Origin of the sequence: Treponema sp. B152, assembly GCF_024181665.1 — a bacterium.
Classification (GTDB): Bacteria; Spirochaetota; Spirochaetia; order Treponematales; family Treponemataceae; genus Treponema_B; species Treponema_B denticola.
In genome coordinates, this window is the sequence record NZ_CP058668.1 from 1218795 (window position 1) to 1239820 (window position 21026).

The 21026-nt window shown below is 38.3% G+C and carries 19 protein-coding genes, 1 tRNA gene and 1 pseudogene; 3 read left to right on the forward strand and 18 right to left on the reverse strand.

All coding sequences use genetic code 11. From position 1 onward, the window contains the following. Positions 1-43: 43 nt before the first annotated feature. The 11 genes from HYB91_RS05705 to HYB91_RS05755 form a co-directional block, all read right to left on the reverse strand. Positions 44-715, reverse strand: coding sequence for a DUF2259 domain-containing protein (locus HYB91_RS05705; RefSeq protein ID WP_002678215.1), 672 nt, complete (start codon positions 713-715; stop codon positions 44-46). Positions 716-820: 105 nt separating this feature from the next. Further along, on the reverse strand, positions 821-2032 hold the full coding sequence (locus HYB91_RS05710) for an ABC transporter permease (protein WP_002678213.1): 1212 nt from the start codon (positions 2030-2032) through the stop codon (positions 821-823). Positions 2033-2050: 18 nt separating this feature from the next. Further along, entirely contained in the window at positions 2051-2500 is a 450-nt protein-coding gene (locus HYB91_RS05715; RefSeq protein ID WP_002678212.1) for an FMN-binding protein, read from the reverse strand. Then, the gene (locus HYB91_RS05720; RefSeq protein WP_002678210.1) at positions 2497-3189 is read right to left on the reverse strand and encodes an ABC transporter ATP-binding protein; all 693 of its coding nucleotides are present in this window, start codon (positions 3187-3189) and stop codon (positions 2497-2499) included. Before HYB91_RS05720 ends, HYB91_RS05715 begins: the two co-directional genes overlap by 4 nt. A gap of 28 nt (positions 3190-3217) precedes the next feature. After that, complete coding sequence (locus tag HYB91_RS05725) at positions 3218-4354, reverse strand: ABC transporter permease (RefSeq protein ID WP_002678201.1); 1137 nt, start codon at positions 4352-4354, stop codon at positions 3218-3220. Positions 4355-4387: 33 nt separating this feature from the next. Then, entirely contained in the window at positions 4388-5665 is a 1278-nt protein-coding gene (locus HYB91_RS05730; protein WP_002678199.1) for an ABC transporter permease, read from the reverse strand. 179 nt (positions 5666-5844) lie between these two features. After that, positions 5845-7113: a Fe-S-containing protein gene (locus HYB91_RS05735; RefSeq protein ID WP_002678197.1), complete on the reverse strand. Its 1269-nt coding sequence runs from the start codon at positions 7111-7113 to the stop codon at positions 5845-5847. An 88-nt stretch (positions 7114-7201) separates the two neighbouring features. Further along, the gene (locus tag HYB91_RS05740) at positions 7202-7828 is read right to left on the reverse strand and encodes an iron transporter (RefSeq protein WP_002669021.1); all 627 of its coding nucleotides are present in this window, start codon (positions 7826-7828) and stop codon (positions 7202-7204) included. A gap of 39 nt (positions 7829-7867) precedes the next feature. Beyond that, positions 7868-9136: an FTR1 family iron permease gene (locus HYB91_RS05745; RefSeq protein WP_002678195.1), complete on the reverse strand. Its 1269-nt coding sequence runs from the start codon at positions 9134-9136 to the stop codon at positions 7868-7870. A 125-nt stretch (positions 9137-9261) separates the two neighbouring features. Continuing rightward, a complete protein-coding gene (locus HYB91_RS05750) occupies positions 9262-9927 on the reverse strand; it encodes an ABC transporter ATP-binding protein (RefSeq protein ID WP_002678193.1) in 666 nt (221 codons plus the stop codon). Positions 9928-9958: 31 nt separating this feature from the next. Then, the gene (locus HYB91_RS05755) at positions 9959-10354 is read right to left on the reverse strand and encodes a DUF4418 family protein (RefSeq protein WP_002678191.1); all 396 of its coding nucleotides are present in this window, start codon (positions 10352-10354) and stop codon (positions 9959-9961) included. Between the two features lie 217 nt (positions 10355-10571). Between HYB91_RS05755 and sdaAB the strand changes: the two genes are divergently transcribed. Together sdaAB and sdaAA are read left to right on the forward strand one after the other, a co-directional pair. Continuing rightward, positions 10572-11234: an L-serine ammonia-lyase, iron-sulfur-dependent subunit beta gene (gene sdaAB / locus HYB91_RS05760; protein WP_002671219.1), complete on the forward strand. Its 663-nt coding sequence runs from the start codon at positions 10572-10574 to the stop codon at positions 11232-11234. A 19-nt stretch (positions 11235-11253) separates the two neighbouring features. Then, complete coding sequence (sdaAA, locus tag HYB91_RS05765) at positions 11254-12144, forward strand: L-serine ammonia-lyase, iron-sulfur-dependent, subunit alpha (RefSeq protein ID WP_002671221.1); 891 nt, start codon at positions 11254-11256, stop codon at positions 12142-12144. Between the two features lie 44 nt (positions 12145-12188). Here the strand turns inward: sdaAA and HYB91_RS05770 are convergent, their stop codons facing one another. The 6 genes and pseudogenes from HYB91_RS05770 to ppdK form a co-directional block, all read right to left on the reverse strand. Next, positions 12189-12632 carry an NfeD family protein gene (locus HYB91_RS05770; RefSeq protein ID WP_002678181.1) on the reverse strand — a complete coding sequence of 148 codons (444 nt, stop codon included), beginning with the start codon at positions 12630-12632 and terminating at the stop codon, positions 12189-12191. A 60-nt stretch (positions 12633-12692) separates the two neighbouring features. Continuing rightward, positions 12693-12896 (reverse strand): 50S ribosomal protein L31, encoded by a 204-nt coding sequence (rpmE, locus tag HYB91_RS05775; RefSeq protein WP_002669000.1) that lies wholly within the window; start codon positions 12894-12896, stop codon positions 12693-12695. A 36-nt stretch (positions 12897-12932) separates the two neighbouring features. After that, positions 12933-14198, reverse strand: a pseudogene (gene rho, locus HYB91_RS05780) (transcription termination factor Rho); the annotation flags it as partial. Between the two features lie 582 nt (positions 14199-14780). Further along, positions 14781-14852 (reverse strand) — tRNA-Glu (locus HYB91_RS05785). A 95-nt stretch (positions 14853-14947) separates the two neighbouring features. Beyond that, entirely contained in the window at positions 14948-15325 is a 378-nt protein-coding gene (gene aroH / locus HYB91_RS05790) for a chorismate mutase (RefSeq protein ID WP_002678162.1), read from the reverse strand. Between the two features lie 77 nt (positions 15326-15402). After that, entirely contained in the window at positions 15403-18204 is a 2802-nt protein-coding gene (ppdK, locus tag HYB91_RS05795) for a pyruvate, phosphate dikinase (RefSeq protein WP_002678161.1), read from the reverse strand. Positions 18205-18299: 95 nt separating this feature from the next. On the opposite strand from ppdK, the gene HYB91_RS05800 reads away from it, so the two are divergent. Then, complete coding sequence (locus HYB91_RS05800; RefSeq protein ID WP_002678160.1) at positions 18300-19553, forward strand: CapA family protein; 1254 nt, start codon at positions 18300-18302, stop codon at positions 19551-19553. 16 nt (positions 19554-19569) lie between these two features. Here HYB91_RS05800 and HYB91_RS05805 read toward each other — a convergent pair whose 3' ends face one another. Beyond that, positions 19570-21012 carry a lyase family protein gene (locus tag HYB91_RS05805; RefSeq protein ID WP_002671232.1) on the reverse strand — a complete coding sequence of 481 codons (1443 nt, stop codon included), beginning with the start codon at positions 21010-21012 and terminating at the stop codon, positions 19570-19572. Positions 21013-21026: the final 14 nt, after the last annotated feature.

Genomic DNA, 21026 nt, shown 5'->3' on the forward strand with positions numbered 1-21026 from the left:
AATTATAGAACATTAAAAGATTACTGTCAATTGATGAGGAGAGTTATAGCTTAATAGTTTCTACCATGTAGCGGATGGAGTTTCCCAGTTTATCATATTGATGTTTTTCGATTACAAAGATGAGGCTTGTGTTTGTGTTATCGATAATTACTTTTTTTATTGCGTAGTCCCGTACACCTGATCTGGTTTTTCCTTTTTGACCGGCTGCTTTTTTTATCTTATTGCCGTTAGGTTTGATGATTTCGACTTCAATATAGAAAGAAGCTTCTAAATTGGATTTTTTATCCTTGTACAGCATTACCTTATACTCGTCATTGGTTTCAAAGTCTTTAAAAATCAAGGTAGTTTCGTTTATTGTAGAATCCGTAGCTGCATAAATAGCCCTTCCCTCGTTTTTATCGCTTATCTTCCATTTTAAAAGAGAAGGATTAGCCCTATCCAAAAGGCTTAAAAATATATTTTTACTGTCTTTATCGGCCGTTTCAGATGTCGGACTTGTTATAAAGCGTCCTGAAGGTAAAAACTTATTTTCTGCTACATCTACCCCATAAATTTCTGCATAGGCACGATAGGTTTGATCGGTTAATCCGTATTGTCCGAAAGCAAATTTACTTCCGTCAGCCGAAAAACCTAAATTAACAAAGGTCGCAATATCGCCTGCAAACAGACAAAAAGAACAAAAAATAAAACAAAAAGAAATCATAGCTTTACGCATAATACACCTCTCATCTGCTTAAAATATCGGTTTTTTTAAAAATAACTAAAGCCTTTTTAAAATTGAGATAAAGTCAAACTTTTACACTTGCAATAAATCAGGCTTTTAAGATTTTGATAAAGCCGGTTCTTCTTTTGTAAAACTATACATAGTTTTAAGGGCTGCAAGGGGGCCTATTACCGAAATAAGGGCAAAGGTCAAAAGAAAGCAAACAAATGTCCAAAGAAAAGATGGGTTTAAAAAAGGCATCTTCATTCCTGTAACAATTGCCTGATTAAATAAAAACATAATCAAACATGAAAGAACCGTTCCTATAATTGCTCCCGACATACTTATCATAAGAGATTCTAAAACCGCAAGTTCAAATAACTTCTTTTTAGTACTTCCTATTATCCTCAACATTCCGAATTCTTCTTTACGCTCATTAAAAATCGAAGAAAAAGAAACGGCCAATACGATAAACGAAAGAACCCATAGGATCGCAATAAGGATATAAACATAGATATTTAAGCTTGAAATACTTGAAGATATATTTGTCATCATCCTCTTCGATATTAAAGGATAAATTTCTTCTCCCTTAAATTCTTCTCTTATTTTTTTGGCTACCTCACCTGCATCGTATTTCGGATTAATCTTTACCATAACACTTGAAATCAAATTTTCATTTTTTGCAACAGGATGCTGCATAATTCTTTCGTACTCTTTTGCAAGCTTCCTTGCATTTTCTATTGTCATAAAAATGGAATTATCAAAGCCCATTCCCGTTTTAGTCAAACGGCCTGCAATCACAAAGGGTTGATTAAAAAATTTTACTTGAGAATTATAATCGCCTGATATATTACTTCCGGCTACAATTTGATTATCCAAAAGAGGAAGTTTTATCTGTTTTTTAAGCCAAGGTTTTACATTAAAATCTGAATCAAAATCGATACCTATAATCTGTAAAGGAAAAGAGCAGCAGCCTGCAGAGAGGGTTGCAATAAAAAGCTGGGGAGATGCAAGTTCAACCCCTTCAATTTTTTTTACACGTTCTACGACTTCCGTATCAAAATAAAAACTATTAGGTTCTCCTCTCAATAAGGCGCTTTCAATCTTTGAGTCATAACCTTGGGGTACGACAATAATATCAGCACCCAGACGATTTGAAAGCGACAACATTCCGCCCCTTAAACTTTTTACCAAAAAACTGCCTGCAAAAAGACTAAAGGCTAAAACAGCCGTAAGAATAATTAGGCTTGCAGTTCTAAAAGGTTTTCTTTTGATATTTAATTTTGCAAGCTCAAACACGGTCAGTTTTTTTGTTTGTAAATTTTCCATAGTTTTTTAGAGGTTTCCTTAATTTTCTTTTGCATTTTGCATTGCACCCTGCAATGCATTTTCAACCGCATCTTTAAACAGTTTATAAGAAATTGAAGCACCGGCTATTACATCGACATCATCAATATTTTGAGTTTCAATTAATTTTTGACCGTACTCCGCAGCTTTTAAAACAGAGGCTTGAGCAATTTTATAAAGGCCCATATTTTTTATAACTCCGTCAACCTTTCCGTATTCAGGCCCTTTTAGATTGCCGTTTTTTTCGTAAGACAAAAATGTACACTCAACAATCTTACCTTCTTCAATTTTTATTTCAACCTCGGCTGTTCCGCCCCAATCGTCTTTAATATTGGCAAAAGACTTATAAACGCCGTCTTTGTATTTTATACTCTTCTTTGTTTCCGTTTTTGAACAAGAAAAAATACAGATAAAACACAGTGCAGCCAAAATAATTTTATAATTTTTCATACATTCTCTCCTCTTGAGGGTCTTACCCTGCTCATTTTTTCAATTCTTGCTATTTTACCGTGCTCAAGGACAACCATCCGTTCAGCCTGATCCGCAACCTCAGGATCGTGGGTTACAACTATGATGGTGCTTCCCGCATTATGGAGTTTTTCAAAAATTTCCATTACAAGTTTTTCGTTCTTTTCGTCAAGGTTTCCCGTAGGTTCATCAGCAAGCAGGAGCTTGGGATGATTTATCAGAGCACGGGCAATACAGACACGCTGCTGTTCTCCTCCCGATAATTGATTGGGCAGATGCTTGGCTCTTTCTTTTAAACCTACACTTTCAAGGGCATCAAGAGCTTCCTTTTCATCCGGGAGGCTGTGATAGTACTGGGCCATCATAACATTTTCAAGGGCTGTAAGATAGTTTACAAGGTGAAATTGTTGAAAAACCAAACCTATCATATCCCGCCTGACTATCGTCAATTCTTTAGAAGAAAGTTTTGAAATGTCCTGACCAGCCAAATCAATTTTTCCTAAAGAAGGCTTATCCATACAGCCGATTATGTTCATCAATGTGGTTTTACCTGAACCCGAAGGCCCCATTATGGAAAGCCACTCTCCTTCTTCAACCGTTAAATTTATTTTATCGAGGGCTTTTAGATCTCCATATATTTTTGAAATTTCGGTTAAGGTTAAAATATTCATAAATTAAAATTCTCCTTAAAATTTAAGATTACTCTCCGCGCAAAACAAGAGCAGGGTCAACATCCACAGTTGCCCTTACGGGAAAGAGGGAAGCAACAATAGTTATAACGATGGAAGAAATTACGGTAAAAGGTGCCAGCCTTATAGGAAAGGAAACTTCTCTTGCAAAGACACTTATACTTACATTATTTGCAAATAAGTAACCGAACCCTATTCCCAAAATACCGCCCATGAGCCCAAGCATAACCGCTTCTCCCAAAAAATCTATAACAACACTTTTATTTGAAGCACCTAAAGCTTTTTTTAAGCCTATTTCTTTTCTGCGTTCCACAACTACGGCCATCATGGTAGTGGTTACACATATCATAGTCAAAAACAAAACAATGATGGTAACTATCCAAACAAGGGCCTGAAGTTTACTTAAAACCGTATCCTGAGATTCGGTAACGCGCTTTACAAGACGGGGGGTAATACCTTTTACATCGTTTGAAACTTTTTCGGCAATTAAATTAAGATAGTCCCTGTTTCCGTCAATACTGCACTCAATTACATCGAAGGCATCATTATAGCCTATAATATTTTTTATATCCTCAAGGCTCATAAAGATAAACTCTTCTTCGACACCCCCTGTTGTAACTATGCCCGAAACCTTAAACTCGTTTACGGTTACATCTCCGTCAGGTTTCGGAGTGTTTACAATAAAATTATCTCCTATAGATAAACCTATAGCCTTACTTATTTCATGGCCTATTAAAACTTCCTTTTTTTTGTCAGGCCATTGTCCGCGTACAAGCCAATAGGGACTATTGTTCTTTGCACTTATAAGATCGGTAGCTGCTATCATATAGGGCTGCTCGTTTACCTTTGCAGGTTTGTAAATATAAGGAGCAAAACCTACAAGTTTGCCTGAGTCGATTTCTTTTTTTATTTTATCGATTTGCTCTTTTTTTATTTTTGCATCGCTTTCGGAAGGAAGAAATATCATATTTGCCCCGTATGAGCGGAACACCGTTCCCATCTGCCGCGGAATGTCGTAGTAAATAGTCAATAAGCCCGATAAAACGGTTGAGCCGATTGCAATAGCCATTAAAGCTACCAACATTCTTGAACGGCGCCGCAATAAAGAACTCATTATCATTTTAAAATACATCTTATTTTTAGTCATATCTTACATCCTTAACACCTTAAACGGGAATGTTTATTTTCCGTGCAAAACTTCCGTGGGGTTTAACTTTAATAAATATCTTACCGACGGAAGACTTCCCAAAAGGGTGATCAAAAAAATTATAAGTACCACAATAGGAATAACCATGGGAGCCGGCGGAATTGCAGAACCGAAAACGCTTCGGCCTATTATCTGCGTTAAACCCAATCCTACAAAATATCCGGCGGCACCGCCGATAATTCCTATTACCATAACCTCAGTTAAAACCGAAACGGTAACGGCCGTATTACTTGCCCCGATTGCTTTTTTTAAGCCGATTTCAGCCCTTCTATCCATAACACTCGCCGTTACCAAGTTTGAAATACCGAGAGCCGAAGCGATCAAACTTAAAACGGTAATTAAAAGCATTAACAAGCTTGTCTTATTTAAGATAGCACCCTCGGATTCGGCCACCTGTCTTATCGGCTTTGCAACCGCATCCGTTATAACCTCCTGAATCTGATAACAAATACTGCTTACATAGGCGGTGCAATACCATATTTCCATTTCTTTTATCGTTAAACTTAAAGGGTTTCTTGCGGCCTTTCTTGCCAAATCATTATCGGGAGTTGTCAAAGCACTTACTTCGATGCTTTCACAAACATTTGTCTTTCCTAAAAATTCTTGGGCCGTATGCAATGTAGTAAAAATTACCTCATCTTCATTGCTTCCCGAATTAAAAATTGCAGAGACTTTTAAAGTTTTAGAGGCTGCAGCACTTGTAAGTTTTATCTCGTCCCCTACTTTTAAGTTATTCCTTCCTGCAAAAAGACTTCCTACCATACAGGAAGAATTATCATCATCCGAAACCCAGTTTCCGTTTACTTCCCACCATGTACGCATTCTTCTTATTCCGGTTATAACTTCCTGCCCCGTATGTAAGTCTATCCTAAAATCGAACCATGTACCCGACAGGCGGACAGGTTTATCCGCTCCGTCATAATCTACTTGCACATTTAAAAAAGGTGCATAATCGACAATATTGTATGCCCAAAATATGGTTTTAATTTTATACAATTCATCTTCTTTTAAGAATTTTTTTGTGTTTCCGGATTCTTCTCCGTAAATATCATCTAAAAGAGAAGATTCTTTATGAGCAACATTGATATTGGCTCCGTATGTTTTAAGTTCTTGGTTTACCTTATCCCCTACACCAAGCATTGTGTTAAGCATAGAAGTTGAAAGACTTGCACCTAGGGCAATGGTAAAAGCTATCATCACCATTTTTCCTTTTTGTCTAAAAAGCGCCCCCGCTATCATTCTCCAAAACATAACTTCTCCTATAAAAACTTTTTGCAGCAAATATTAATTTGCGAAAAAAGTTTTTTCAAGCGGTTTGTTTACAAACCGTATACAATAATGCGATGTTTGCCGAAAGGCAAACTCGTCAGCTAAACAGAGAGGTGCCATTTGCACCGAACTGTTTAGCACTTCTCCCATAAAAACTTTTGCTATTTAAAACGATGAGCCTCGGACTCAAGGTCTGATATCTTTATTTTAATATTCCCGTCATGTACAATATAAGGAATCGGAACCGGATTACATCCTCCGGGAAAACCTATGGTAGCCTTATTCATAACTACATCGCAAAGTTTACAGATTACTTCATTATTCCGTTCAAAATAACCGCTGGGACCGCATATATCGCAGGCATCAAGGCCTACACCGTAAGAACCTTCACTTTTTTTTATGGCAATAAAACGCATACCGATTCCTTGCTCCGTTATATATTCATAGCGGTGAAGTTTATCATCTTCCAACTGCTCTAAAGAAATAACAGCCATACCGTCTGCAATCGTATAATTTTCAGGCGGAGACAAAGGAACTTCTCTGTCTACATAAAAACGCAAAAAAGATAAAGAAAAAATCGAAATCACTAAAAGGCTTAAAGAAAATCGAGCCCACCTTTTTGCATTACGTTTTTTTGCTTTTATTTTTCTTAATTCGGCATTGTTATTATATGCTTCCGTAATTTTAATATTTTTTTTCCATAAAAGAATCGGAGCAAACATTATAAACACAATGACGGCAAATATAAAAAAGTTTCCATTATTCACCACCATTGCAATAAACCAAAAAATAAAATTATTCCGCGGAATTATTCTTAAAGAATATAAACGCTGGATTATTACCACAATTTGAGTTATCCCTAAAATACAAAGAGAAGCTATTACAGTAATATTTAATTCGATATCGGATAACTTTATTAAGGTTTTATAAATTGAAAGACTTGCAAGAACAATAAAAACTATTCCGAGCAAGTAGCCTATAAGTCTATATAAAACGAGGGTGCTTACCGCACTTTCGCCGTAATTAACCAAGGTTGTAGAAAGAGTTATTATAACGGGAAGATAATAAAATATTGTTGCAGCCGTATATAAAAAAACGGTTGTACCGAAAATATTTTCGTACAATAAAGATTTTTTCGCTTTTGTTTTAAACAGTAAAAGAACAATTAAAATTAAGAAAAATATACTGACGGGAATCATCGACCAAAAGGCAAAATTGGTTCTATTTATGTAATTAGGAATAGATCTTAATATTGCAGAAACAATACTGCCGATAAATCCTGTGAGTATACCTAAAAAAACAATATACCGTTTTTTTTCGGGTCTTTGGGTTCTAAATGAAGCAAAAACAACTGCAAGAACTAAGGCAAAGCCTATGCCTGCTTCAATAACCCTTATATAAAATTTTAAAATGGTGCACCTCCAAAGCATCAAAAGTAACCGCCCAAGCTAAAGCCTCGGCGGTTACAAATTGAATGAGTAATTAGTATTAGATTATACTACTACCGATTGGACAAGTTTACCACTGAGGTCCTGTCCATTCAAAATCTTTCCATTCAACAACGATGGGTTCCGTCCAGAAACGTCCGGTAACGCCTGTTTCTTTGTCGACATGAAGAAGATAATCATTTCCCGGTGCCTTAATTTCAAACTTGATATTGTACTTACCTAAGCCTTCTTCAAATTTTACGTTAGCACCATAGTGAGGTCCGTCACTGGCATTCATCGGCATAAATGCAACTTCCTGTACCTTTGAAGAACCTACTTTTTGGATGTAAGCCTTAACATGTAAGTAAGGAACAAAGTCGCCGGCACCGTAACCCAATGTTGCGCCTTTTTCATTGGCAGAAATATCGGCTTCCATGTGGCAATCAGCTTCGTTCTTTGACAAACTGTTACCGGCAGGTTCCATATCTACAGGCTGAAAATAAACACCTGCAACCGTTAATATTCCGGCATCTTGCTCATCGCCGATGGGGAACTCGTCAAAACCGGCAGCGCCTTCCTCGTGGGGTTTAGGGGCAGCCGTTTTCTCTTCAGTAGGAGCAGGTTTCGCAGCCTGCTGTACCGCTTCTTTTTTTTCGCATGATGTAATTACAAAAGCAATTGCAAGCAATGCAAAAATACAAGATAAAGTTTTTTTCATTTAAAAACTCTCCTCTATATTTAATTTTTTTGGACTAAATTAATTATCCCCGCCTTCTTCTTTCTTTTTTAATTCGGCAAGAATCTTTTTATTTTTTTTGACATATAAACTTGAAAACACAATAATCGTAATTAAAACTATTATTTGAGGTATCAAGCTTTCATAGGTTGCATATATGCCTAAAAAATCCAACTCAAAACTTTGCATCCACGGGATTATAGTCTTTCCGACCACACCTGCAGCCTGCAATTCCGAAACGCCCTTTCCCGTAAACGAAAAACAAAGTATGTACATCAAAATACTTGTTACGGTAAAAAACGGCTTTAAGGGCAGTTTTACACTTAAAAATCTAAATGCAAGAAAAACACCGGCTAAAATAATCACCGATAATACAATAGCTAAAATCATAGCTCTTTGACCGCTTGCACCTTGAACGGGAACTCCTTGGAAGAATAAAATAAGTTCGGCTCCTTCCCTTGCTACGGCAATAAAGGCAGCAAAAATCAAGACCCACTTATTACCGGTCGATACCGAAGATTCAACCTTCTTTTTAATATATCTTTCCCATGCTTCCGTTTCCGATTTTGAAATCATCCAGTTGCTTACATAGAACAAAACTATTACGGCAACGAACATTCCGATGCCTTCAAAAACCTCTTGAGCTATACCGCTTTGCGCACCTGCCAATAAACCGAATAAAAAAGCTAAAACTATACTTACAAGAATACCGGCAAGAGCTCCGATATAAACGGAAGATATGTACTTCTTTTTTCCGGTTTTTACAAGATAAGCGATAATAGCCGCTATAACCAAAATAGCTTCCAAGCCTTCACGCAGTATAAGCACAAAGCAGGAAATAAAGGTTGCAACAGCCGCCGATTTTCCGCTTCCTCCCTTATCATTGGAAGTGCCGTCAAGCTCGGCTGCATCATGGTAGAGCATTGCAATAAGAGCATCCTTATGAGCTCTTATCATTTCGTTATCCTTATCGCTTTTTACGTTTTTCCTGTACTCATAAAAAGCATTTTCGACAGCCGTTTTGCGTGCACCGGAAAGATAGCTCATCGTTATCTTTTCCATTCCCTTGGATTCGTAATATCTAAAATAAGCAGCATTTACTTCGTCATAGGCTTCACGGGTTTTCCCCTGTGTATACAATTCGTATGCATTATTCAGGTGAATTTCCATTTTTTCGACTATTTTAGTCCAAGTGCTCAAGTCTTCTTTTTCTTTGGCTGAAACAGAAAACAAAAAGACAAAGAAAATCAAAAAAATCGATAAAAATCTTTTAAAACTATTATTAAACATATTAACTCCAATTTTGTAGCCAATACTTACAAAATTCTACTTAAAGTATATCAAGTCAAAAAAACAATGTCAAGATTCTCTTACATATTTTTTTAATTTTTTTAATAACATAAACGGTACTAAAATCAAGTTTTCGTTAATTCTCCATCATTCATTCTATATATGGTACTATTCTCATTTAAAATTTCAAAATCATGTGTTACAATCAAAACGGCGGTTCCCAGTTTATTAACACTTTTTATAAGATTCATAACCGTTTCAGAAGTTTCCTTGTCAAGATTTGCCGTAGGTTCATCTGCAATAAGTAATTTAGGAGAATTCATAAGAGCTCTTGCAATCAACATTCGCTTTAGTTCTCCGCCGGATAAATTGTGAGGCATCTCATTCTTTAAATGAGCTATATCCATAAGCTCCAAGAGGCTTAAAGCCCTACCCTCACTGTCGCCGTCCCTGTTAAATAAAAAAAACGGAACCCTTACATTATCAAAGACCGAAAGGTTCGGCAAATAAGCTAAAGACTGAGGAACAAAGCCTATCGACTCGTTTCGGTAAAAGCTTTTATCGGTATCATTCATAGAAGAAATATCCTGATCTTCAAAAAAAACCTGCCCTTGGGTAGGATCTAAAATACCGGATATCAAATTAAGAAAGGTTGTTTTTCCCGAACCCGAACGCCCTACAATGAATACAAAATCGGAAGCCGAAATGGAAAAGTCAACATCTTTTACCGCAAAAAAAGAGTTCCTGCCTCTGGTAAAGGATTTGGAAAGCGATTTTGTTTTTAAAAGCATTAAGTTTCCTTTTTATCGATTACTTTATAGATTATTCAAATTTTTCTTTGCGTGAAAGAACAACATAAACAAGACTTACCGCAATCAAAGCAATAGCCAATAGAATAACTATAGGCTTTGTATAAACATTACAGCTCATATTTGGGTGCTTACAGGTGCCTATAACAAGGGTTTCAAGTAAAATAAGACTTACTCCGGTTCCGATATTATAGACGGATATTCCAAAGCGCGATTTTTTACAAATAAAAAAAACAAGGCCAGATAAGGCTATCAGCCCCCCTAACAACCTCACAGCTTCTCCCATCCAATGACATTTCATAAAACTGCCGTCAGCCTTAGGATGACATACATGGGCAAAGCCGAACGGAGCAAATAAAACCAATAAACCGATTATAATAATAAGAGCACTGAATATATATCTTTTCATATTTTCCCTTCCTATACCTATAATTTATAAAATTTAAAATATCATATGGAGTATAGACTCATCAAAAAAAAATGTCAACATAATATTACATAAACAATGTTATTTTTTGCAATTTAATTTATGGTAACCTCTAAAAACTTCAGTTTTTAGAGGTTTTCCTTAAATCCAACTTGCGATATTGACCTCAGCAATTTTTTTTTATATAATATCGCCAATTATGGATATCTTTGATATTATAGGCCCGATTATGATAGGGCCGTCCAGTTCGCATACGGCAGGAGCCGTAAGAATAGGCTATTTAACAAGGGTTCTTCTTGCAGAACCTGCTATAAAAGCAAGAGTGTACTTACACGGATCTTTTGCCTACACCTATAAGGGGCACGGTACCGACAGGGCTATTGCAGCAGGTATTATGGGAATGAAACCCGAAAACGAGCGTATAAGAAACAGCCTAACCCTTGCAAAAGAACAAGGCTTGGACATCACCTTTGAACCTATAGATATTCCTAATGCCCATCCCAACACGGCATTGATTGAAGTTACCGGTATTGACGGAAAGGAGCTTTCAGTTCAAGGCTCCTCCATAGGGGGCGGGAATATTCTAATTACCAAAATAAACGGAAAACCTGTAGAGCTAAGCGGTAAAAACCCTACACTGGTAGTAGAATATCAAGATATCCCCGGAAGAATAGCCGCCATAACAAGCGTAACGGCAAAACACAAGATAAATATTTCGCAAATTCATATCGGAAGAGATTACCGAGGGGGAACCGCCACAATGTGCCTTCAAATGGACGGTTTAAGCGTCGGCCCGGAATTAAAGGAGGACATTTTGCAAATAGACCACATCTACAATGTTATCCTGATTCAGCCGGTATAATTTTAAAAGGGTATAAACTATGAAAACAATAGAGTATAAAAAAATAGAAGACCTGATACAAAAAGCAGCCGAAAACTCTTTAAGAATTTCGGATATTATTTTAGAAGACCAAAGCTCCGCCCTTGAAGAAACTAAGGAACAGTGCTTTGAGAGAATGCAGGAGCATTTAAACGTAATGCTTGAAGCAATTGACAAAGGAACAAACCCGGATATACGCTCTACAAGCGGGCTTACGGGCGGAGATGCCTATAAAATATACGAAAGATCGGAAAACGGAAAAGCACTCTGCGGCCCACTCCTTGCAAATGGCATAAGAATGGCAATGGCCGTTTCCGAATTAAATGCTTCAATGGGAAAAATAGTCGCAGCTCCCACTGCCGGCTCTTGCGGTATTCTCCCCGGTGCAATCGGAGCCGTTCTAAAAACAAAGGATGTAAAAAAAGAAGATGCAGTTATGTCTCTTTTTACGGCGGGAGCTATCGGCATGGTTATAGCCAACACGGCTTCCATTTCAGGAGCTGAAGGCGGATGTCAAGCCGAATGCGGCTCAGCCTCAGCCATGGCAGCAGGAGCCATAGTAGAAATGTGCGGAGGAACCCCTGAAATGGTAGGCCATGCAACGGCTATTGCCCTTAAATGTATCTTGGGTCTTGTTTGCGATCCTGTAGCAGGCTTGGTTGAAGTTCCTTGCGTAAAACGGAATGCTTCCGGTGTAAGCCTTGCCTTTACGGCAGCAGAGCTTGCCCTGGCTGGAATCAAAAGTGCTATCCCGGTAGACGAGGTTATAATAGCCATGAAAAAAGTCGGAGATTCTATACCTTCAGCCTTGAGAGAAACTGCCGAAGGAGGTCTCGCCTGTACAGCCACAGGCAAAAGACTTCAAAAAGAAATATTCGGAAAAACTTTATAAGATGGTATCTTCTAAAAACCGATTTTTTTAAAGGTGCCTAAAAGTTATTTTTCAGCCTTTTCAACAATGTAGGTAAGCCCTTCGCGTCTGAGAACCCTCACCATTGAGCCTGCAGGAATTTCTTCCGAAAGGGAGCGGGCACTCCATGTCGTACCCTGATACTTTATTCTGCCTTCCTTGTTATGAAAAACCGTTTCAATAACATCGGCAAACTCTTCCGCTTCTTTGTCGCTTTTTTTATCAGAATAGAAAATAGTACCTTTAAAAATAGGAGTAAATTTTTTACGTAAAAAAGCCAAAGAAAGAACCGAAAAAATAACAAATATTATTATTTGAAGCCAAAGAGCTTGATTAATAAAAGGAATTAAACTAAAAACGGAAGTAAAAACAGCTCCGAAGCCGAAGAAGATAATAACAAGGCCGGGAATTATAAGCTCCAAGCCTATACACAACACACCTACCAAAAGCCAGATAGACCACCATCCCATAAACTACCCCCTAGAAAAAGCATAAGCACGAGAAAACCCGTGCTTAGCTTATAAAGACAATTAGTCTTTAATATTGTATCGTTTCTTAAAGCGATCAATTCGTCCTGCAGTGTCAACAAGCTTTTGTTTTCCCGTAAAAAAAGGATGACACTGAGAGCAGATTTCAACCTTGATATCTTTTACTGTAGAACGCGTATTTATTACGTTTCCGCAAGCGCAAGTAACGGTTGTTTCTTCATATTTCGGATGAATATCTTTTTTCATACAAACCTCCCAAGGTAGTGTTATAATATACAATATTTACTCTTTTTGTGCAAGACCGGCATTCATTGATTTTAAGAAAGCTTCATTATTCTTGCTCTTATTCATTTTATCTATTAAGAATTCGATAATATCGGCATCATCCATCGAGCTGATGAATTTGCGTAATATCCACATAAGTTGCATTTCTGCTTCCGTTAATAAAAGCTCTTCTTTTCGAGTTCCCGAGCGCTTTATATTGATTGCAGGGAATAAACGGCGGTCTGAAAGTTTTCTGTCTAAGTTTACTTCCATATTGCCGGTTCCCTTAAATTCTTCAAAAATAACCTCGTCCATCTTGCTGCCGGTTTCAATAAGAGCCGTAGCTATTATCGTTAAACTTCCGCCTTCTTCGATATTTCTTGCAGCACCGAAAAAGCGTTTGGGTTTATGGAGAGAGTTTGAATCCACACCTCCGGATAGGACCTTACCCGAAGTAGGCATCGTCTGGTTATAGGCCCTTGCCAGACGGGTAATTGAATCCAAAAGAATAACTACATCCCTCTTGTGCTCAACGAGGCGTTTTGCCTTTTCAAGTACCATTTCAGCAACTTGAACATGGCGGGTTGCCTGCTCATCGAAGGTAGAAGAAATAACTTCCGCATTTACAGTGCGCTCCATATCGGTAACTTCTTCAGGACGTTCATCTATCAAAAGAACTATAAGATAAACTTCAGGATGATTGGCCGTAATTGCATTGGCTATCTTTTGAAGCATTATCGTTTTTCCCGTACGAGGAGGAGCTACAATCAATCCTCTCTGTCCTTTTCCTATCGGACAAAAAAGATTCATAATTCGGGTAGATATTTCCTGAGTAGTTGTTTCAAGGTTTAATTTTTCTCTAGGATAAAGGGGGGTGAGGTTATCAAACGGAATACGGCGCTGCGATTTTGCAGGCTCATCAAAGTTGACCGTTTCAACCCTTAAAAGGGCAAAATATCTTTCACCCTCTTTTGGAGAACGGATTTGGCCATAAACCGTATCACCCGTTTTAAGATTAAAAAGCCTTATCTGGCTGGGAGAAACATAGACGTCATCAGTTCCCGTCAAATAGCTGTTTTGAGGCGAACGTAAAAAACCGTATCCGTCAGGAAGGGTCTCTAAAGAACCGGAAGCGAAAATAGTACCGCCCTGATTGGTATGGTTTTTAAGAATGTGGTAAATCACATCCTGTTTTTTCATTAATGAAAGTTCATCCTCCGGTACTCCGTATTTAATGGCCATATCCCTTAAATCATGCATACGCATCTTTGTAAGATCGTTTATTATGATTTTAAAAGAACTATCTGATGCGGGCGGGACTTCTTCTTTTTCTTCTTGAATATCTTTAGGTATACGTTTTTTTGCGGTTACACTAGTTCTTTTTGCCGGTTTGGTTTCAGCTTCATCCGAAAAGCTTTCTGTTTTTTTTCTTCCGCGGGAGCGGACAACAACTTTTTTTTCAAGAACTTCATCGTCTGCTTCATTGTTTTGCTCAATTCTTGTCTGCTCTACAGCAGCTTGAATCTCATTTGCAGGACTAAGGGATGGATCATCAGCCTGTACATCGGATTGGCTAAAACCTAAGTTTTCATCGGAATTAATCCCCGTATCAAACAAGGTATCCTCAGAAACCTGCGGCAAAGTTTTTCTTTTTCTTATTGTCATCGGATTTTTCTCCTATGCTTGTAACTTAAATACATCATTCCAAAATTCAGTATTCGGCTTAAGGAACCGAAAAAGACATGTAAAATGAATTGTTACTGTTGAATAGATTTTTAGTCTAACAAATTTATTTTATTTTGTCAAGTAAAGCTTTTTTAGCTTTCAGACTTCTAAAAAAATACCCTCGATTAAATCGAGGGTATCCATCTCCTAGGGGAATTGAACCCCTGTTGTCGGGATGAAAACCCGATGTCCTAACCACTAGACGAAGGAGACATGGTAAAACGCATAACATTGAAACGCATTGCGTTGACAAGAAAGGAATATATCATATTTTTATAATTATGTCAAGCAAAATTACAAAAATTCTTTTATTTATCCGTCTTTCTTATCCAATCAGGTCTTAACACTTCTGCTCCGCCCATATAAATATGAATCGGCTTTTTCCTGGAATAATAATAGATTAAAATTCTAATAGTTTTAGGTAAGCCGCCCTTCATACCGGGTTCTAAAGCACAAAAAAGGGCCGTATTTTTTGCAAAGCCGTTCTTTCTTAAAGCCGATGCAGGATTTAAAGCCCTTATATCGGAGGTAACCGTAAAATGTATTGAAATTATGTCCTTTTCAGACAGGGAATTTTCCCTTAAGATTCGGCTATAAAGGTTTACAACTGCCGAAGATATACTTTCTTCACTATCTTCACAGCATACGGCCCCGCGCAAGGCTCTTAATTTTTTTATCAAGCTCATTTTTTTTGCTTAAAATCTTTAAATTAAAGCACTGCACCTTAGCTTATTACAATGGTGCAGTGCTTTAAAATTAATTGTTATTTGGCAGGCTTATTAGCCGGCTTTTTACCGGTTTTAGCCTTTGCTTTTTCGGAAGCCTTTGAAGTTTTAGCGGCAGGCTTTGCAGGTTTTTTTGCGGCCGACTTGGATTTTAAGGCTTCAACTTCAGCCTGAGCTGCGGCAAGTCTTGCTATAGGAACTCGTAAGGGTGAAGCGGAAACATAGTCCATTCCTGCTCTGCAGAAGAACTTAACCGAATTTAAGTCTCCTCCGTGTTCACCGCATACACCTATTTCCAAGTTCTTTTTAACTTCTCTTCCTTTTTGAATAGCAGTAGATACCAAGATACCCACGCCTTCTTGATCCAATGACTGGAAAGGATCAGCCTTAAATACGCCGGCCTTGTTTTCATCTACATATTCAGGGAGGAATTTACCTGCATCATCCCGGCTTATACCTATGGTCATCTGCGTAAGGTCGTTTGTACCGAAGGAGAAAAATTCCGCATATTCTGCTATTTTGTCTGCAAGAAGGGCTGCTCTCGGAGTTTCAATCATAGTACCGACCATGTACTTAAGTTTTTTATCCTTAGCTTTTTTCTCGATGATATCGTCTGCAACAGCTCGAACCCTCTTTTCCAAAATCCTAAATTCTTTTGCATCGATTGTAAGAGGAATCATTATTTCGGGTAAAACGGCAATTCCTTTCTTTTGAACCGTGCAGGCAGCATTTATAATGGCAGTAACCTGCATCTCAAGAATTTCAGGATAGGTAATGCTCAAGCGGCAGCCCCTGTGTCCCAACATAGGATTTGCTTCAGTCAGCTGGTCTACTCTGTTTTTAACACTTGCAAAACTTATATTAAGTTTTTCGGCCAACTTTTGCTGACCTTCTTTGTCATGAGGAACAAATTCGTGTAAGGGCGGGTCAATCAAGCGGATGGTTACGGGATATCCGTTCATAGCTTTAAAGATACCCTCAAAATCCTTCGTCTGATACGGAAGAAGTTTTTTTAGAGCCTTTTCCCTTGCTTCCTTGTTTTCTGCAATAATCATTTCACGGATTGCCTGTATCCTGCTCTCATCGCTAAAGAACATATGTTCGGTTCGGCAAAGACCGATACCTTGGGCTCCGTGGCCTACGGCAATCTTAGCATCTTCGGGCGTATCGGCATTTGTTCTTACCTTTATTTTTCGTATCTGATCAACCCATTCCATGATTTTTTTATAGGCTGCAGGAGGCTTGGGAGTAATTAAGGGTAACTCGCCCTTATAAACAGCTCCTTTTGAACCGTCCAAGGTAATGTAGTCTCCTTCTTTTAAGACTATACCCTTAGCCGAAATTGCTTTTTTCTCGTAATCGATTCTTAAATTTTCACAGCCTACTATACAGCATTTTCCCCAACCTCTGGCAACTACGGCTGCGTGGCTGGTTTTTCCTCCGGTTGCGGTTAAAATACCCTCGGCAGCATGCATACCGCCTACATCTTCGGGGCTTGTTTCATGACGAACAAGAACAGCTCTTTTACCGTCCTTTGAAGCAGCTTCCGCAGCCTCTGCCGAAAGACAGATTATACCGCGTGCAGCTCCCGGAACGGCAGGAATACCGTCAACAAGGTGAGAGCTTTTTATTTCGGAAGCTTTAGAATAATCCAAGGCCTTGTAGAAGACTCCTTCAATGTCTGAAGCCTTAATACGGCTAACAGCTTCTTCCTTGGTTATAAGTTTTTCTTCCACCATATCTACAGCCATCTGGAAGGCTGCTGCAGGAAGCCTCTTACCTGTGCGGCACTGGAGCATGTATAATTCACCTTCTTCAACGGTAAATTCCATATCCTGCATATCCTTATAATGCTTTTCAAGGATTTTGCGTGCATCGCAAAGTTTTTTATAAGCATCCGGATCTTTTTTTGCAAATACATCGAGTTTAATAGGAGTTCTGATTCCTGCAACAACGTCCTCACCTTGTGCATTAAAGAGGTATTCACCGTAAAAGTCGTTTTTACCCGAATTCGGGTCGCGTGTAAAGCAGACTCCTGTTCCGGAATTATCTCCTTTGTTTCCGAATACCATCTGCATAACATTTACAGCCGTACCGCGGATTCCTACAATGTTCTCAACCCTTCTGTAAGTAACGGCCTTATCGGACATCCAAGAACCGAAGACTGCTCCGATAGCACCCCAAAGCTGCTTTATGGGATCTTGGGGGAAGGGAGATTTTATTTCTTTTTCATAAAGTTTTTTGGATCTATCTATAACATCCTGTAATTCCGGTTCGTTTACATCGGTATCCGAAACCTTTGCAGTCTGAGCAAGATTAAGACGTTTTTTTGTTCTTTTTTCTTTTACATCATCAAAAATTTTATCGAATTTTTCACGTTCAATGTTCATTGCCGTAGAACCGTACATCAAAATAAACCTACGATAAGCATCCAGGGCAAACCTTAAATTTCCGGTCTTCTCGGCCAAACCTTGAACGGATTGGTCATTTAAGCCTAAATTCAAAATTGTCTCCATCATTCCGGGCATCGAAACGGGAGCCCCCGATCGAACGGAAACCAAAAGAGGATCTTTTTTGTCCCCAAGTTTTTTTCCGGTAATTTTTTCCAATTTTGAAAGATAAGATTCAACTTGAGTTTTTAGTTCGACAGGATACTTTCTGTTATTTTTATAATACTCTTCGCAAACCTCGGTTGTAATAGTAAATCCGGCAGGAACAGGAAGTCCTATAGCCGTCATTTCGGCCAAACCGGCACCCTTGCCGCCCAATACTTCCCTCATCGTACCATTACCTTCAGCGCTACCTCCGCCAAAAAAATATACATATTTTGACTTTGCCATTGCATTGTCCTCCTTGAACATTGAACAATTATTACAATATATTTATATATTGTATCTTGTATAATATCAATTGTCAATGTATAATTATAACAATTATGAAAAAAAATCTTAACTATTATTTATTTTTATTTATCACAGCGGCGGTTTTTGTTTTAAATTCCTGTAATTCAACCGAAATTTCCGAATCAAATTTACCTCAAAAAGAAAATGATATAAGCGAACTTGTTTTAAGCTTCTCAGGCGATATTATGGCTCATGACGTCAATTTTAAAATGAAAGACTATAATAGAATTTATGATGATGTCAGGGATATTCTTTTAAACGATGATTTAACTTTTGGAAATGTAGAAACACCTGTCTGTGAAGAAAGACCGCTTTCAAGCTTTCCATGCTTTAATATACATAAAGACTATCTAAGAGCCGCTATTGAAGGGGGCTTCGATGTTTTCTCGTTTGCCAATAATCACACTAACGATCAGGGTATTCAAGGAATAGACGGAACTATTAAAAGTTTTAATGCTTTAAAAGAAGAGTATAAAAATAAAGAGCTTTTTTCTTCCGGTTTAAAAAACAAAGAAGATGAAGACTTTAATCCTGTCTTAATCGAAAAAAAAGGCTGGAAGATTTTATTTTTATCGGTAACGGAACTTATCAACTCTCACGGCAAATCAAAACACAGACTTTATTACTCGGAACCCACAAAGACAGGAAGGGAAAAACTTCTTTTATCCATAAAAAAAATGAAGGAAGAAAATCCTTGCGATATTTTTATTCTGTCTCTTCATCTAAACGAGGCGGAATACGGCCTTAAGGTTTTAGCTAGTAAAAAGACATGGTTTAAGGCTTTAGCCCAAGCAGGAATAGATGTAGTCTGGGCTAATCATCCCCATGTTTTACAGGATTGGGAACTTTCAGAGGTGGAAATCTTAATCGATGATTCCAAAAAAGATATTATTCAAATCAATAAAGGAGAGAATAATGAACCTCTTGACTCTTTTCTCACACATAAAAAAAATGCCTTTTTTATGTACTCTATGGGAAATTTTATTTCGGGTCAAAGGTGGAAGGTAAACTATGCCGATCCGGCTTACTACAGGGAATATACGGGAGACTCAATAATAATGCAGTTACGCTTTAAAAAAATAGACGGTATTTTGCAGCCTGAGATAGAGGCAGCCCCTGTTTTAATTACAAACTATAACGAAAAAGATACGCCCGTAATAAAACGCTTTACCCAGGAATGGGTTGAGACCCTTTCCGAAAAAGAAAGGGCCTACTATCTTAAAAGGCTTGAACTTATGAGGGACTACTTACCTAAGCTAAAATCAACAACCCCGACGTACGAATAAAAAGTTTAGATAAAACTTACATTAAGGCCTTATACTTTTCGGCCAAGGCTTTTGCCTTTACATTTGCAAGACCTCGGTAGCGTTCGGGGTTTGCAAAAAACTCTTCCGGTTTATCAAAGTTAAGCTCTTTTAATCTTTCCGTAACAAGAGCAAAGACCTTTTCTTCGGCCTTTAAGGCCTCATAAAAACTTATCTTTTGATTTTCGGCAGCAAGGGTAATCTTGCGTATTACCTCGTGGGCATCGGAAACGCCGCATTCCGCCAAAAGGATATAAGCGGGCTCGGCCATAACGCCTCCCCTAACCTTTCCACCGCCCTGTAAAAGGTTTTTGAGCATATTTTCCCTATCGGCCTGTAAGCCCTTTAAAATTGAATTCATACGGTTAAAGGCCAAGGCAAGGCCTGTCAGATAATCGGCTATAAACCTTTGGCTTGCAGAGTTGGATAAATCCCTTTGGTGCTCCGAGATTTGGTCCATATAAAAACTCATTATGCGGGGAGAAAAAGCCTTCCACAAGCTTTTTACATGCTCGGAATTCCATGGGTTACGCTTTTGAGGCATAGTAGAAGAGCCTACCTGTGTTGCACTAAAATATTCAAAAACCTCCCCTATCTCGGTTCTTTGCAAATTGCGTAAATCGTCTGCAAGGTTTGCAATTATGCCGAAGGCAATATTTGCTTCAAGAAGGAGGCGGAGCATGTATTCGGGCTCCACAAGCTGATGAGAATATTCTGAAGGCTTTAAGCCGAGATAATCAAGGTAGATTTTTTCAAATCTCATCGGATCGGAAACTATTAAAGATGCCGCATTATAAGCCCCGACGGCTCCGGCAAATTTTCCGCGTAAATCTTTTACAAGCTCTTCCATTTTTAAAATCGACTTGCCTAAACGGGCTACATATTCGGAAACGGCATAACCGAAGGTAATCGGAACCGCATGTTGGCCGTGAGTGCGCCCGACTTGAGGCGTTTCAGCCTCTCTTTCAGCTATATCGCAAAGTAAAAGCTCGGTTTTCTTTAAAAGAGGAATTATTACTTTTATGACAGCGTCCCTTATCCTCATAGAAAAGGCCGTGTCGAGGATGTCGGCACTGGTAGCTCCAAGGTGAACCAAGGGAGCCGTATTTTCGGGGACTTTTTTCTTTAAGACATTTACCAAGGCTCTTATATTGTGCTGGGTCTTATGTTCTTCTTCATAAACTTCGGAAGGATCAATATTTAAGGCAATATCGTCCAATGTTTTTTCAAGCTCGCCGCTTAGTTTTGGAAGTAAAGAGCCTTTTTTTTCTTCTGCAATTTTAAGATGAGCCTTTACAAGGGCCATTTCGGCCATGGCACAATAAACGATGCCTGCTTCTTCCGATAAAAAAACCGACAGTTCATCATAAAGACCTCCTTGCGGGAGGGAATAACGATGATCTATCGGCGATATATTTTTAAAAATACTTCTAGTTTCCATGTCCGATATAATGA

Excerpts from the sequence above, each read along its gene's own strand:
- HYB91_RS05705 (WP_002678215.1), bottom strand. The coding sequence starts at position 715 with ATGCGTAAAGCTATGATTTCTTTTTGTTTTATTTTTTGTTCTTTTTGT.
- HYB91_RS05710 (WP_002678213.1), bottom strand. The coding sequence starts at position 2,032 with ATGGAAAATTTACAAACAAAAAAACTGACCGTGTTTGAGCTTGCAAAA.
- HYB91_RS05715 (WP_002678212.1), bottom strand. The coding sequence starts at position 2,500 with ATGAAAAATTATAAAATTATTTTGGCTGCACTGTGTTTTATCTGTATT.
- HYB91_RS05720 (WP_002678210.1), bottom strand. The coding sequence starts at position 3,189 with ATGAATATTTTAACCTTAACCGAAATTTCAAAAATATATGGAGATCTA.
- HYB91_RS05725 (WP_002678201.1), bottom strand. The coding sequence starts at position 4,354 with ATGACTAAAAATAAGATGTATTTTAAAATGATAATGAGTTCTTTATTG.
- HYB91_RS05730 (WP_002678199.1), bottom strand. The coding sequence starts at position 5,665 with ATGTTTTGGAGAATGATAGCGGGGGCGCTTTTTAGACAAAAAGGAAAA.
- HYB91_RS05735 (WP_002678197.1), bottom strand. The coding sequence starts at position 7,113 with ATGCTTTGGAGGTGCACCATTTTAAAATTTTATATAAGGGTTATTGAA.
- HYB91_RS05740 (WP_002669021.1), bottom strand. The coding sequence starts at position 7,828 with ATGAAAAAAACTTTATCTTGTATTTTTGCATTGCTTGCAATTGCTTTT.
- HYB91_RS05745 (WP_002678195.1), bottom strand. The coding sequence starts at position 9,136 with ATGTTTAATAATAGTTTTAAAAGATTTTTATCGATTTTTTTGATTTTC.
- HYB91_RS05750 (WP_002678193.1), bottom strand. The coding sequence starts at position 9,927 with ATGCTTTTAAAAACAAAATCGCTTTCCAAATCCTTTACCAGAGGCAGG.
- HYB91_RS05755 (WP_002678191.1), bottom strand. The coding sequence starts at position 10,354 with ATGAAAAGATATATATTCAGTGCTCTTATTATTATAATCGGTTTATTG.
- sdaAB (WP_002671219.1), top strand. The coding sequence starts at position 10,572 with ATGGATATCTTTGATATTATAGGCCCGATTATGATAGGGCCGTCCAGT.
- sdaAA (WP_002671221.1), top strand. The coding sequence starts at position 11,254 with ATGAAAACAATAGAGTATAAAAAAATAGAAGACCTGATACAAAAAGCA.
- HYB91_RS05770 (WP_002678181.1), bottom strand. The coding sequence starts at position 12,632 with ATGGGATGGTGGTCTATCTGGCTTTTGGTAGGTGTGTTGTGTATAGGC.
- rpmE (WP_002669000.1), bottom strand. The coding sequence starts at position 12,896 with ATGAAAAAAGATATTCATCCGAAATATGAAGAAACAACCGTTACTTGC.
- aroH (WP_002678162.1), bottom strand. The coding sequence starts at position 15,325 with ATGAGCTTGATAAAAAAATTAAGAGCCTTGCGCGGGGCCGTATGCTGT.
- ppdK (WP_002678161.1), bottom strand. The coding sequence starts at position 18,204 with ATGGCAAAGTCAAAATATGTATATTTTTTTGGCGGAGGTAGCGCTGAA.
- HYB91_RS05800 (WP_002678160.1), top strand. The coding sequence starts at position 18,300 with ATGAAAAAAAATCTTAACTATTATTTATTTTTATTTATCACAGCGGCG.
- HYB91_RS05805 (WP_002671232.1), bottom strand. The coding sequence starts at position 21,012 with ATGGAAACTAGAAGTATTTTTAAAAATATATCGCCGATAGATCATCGT.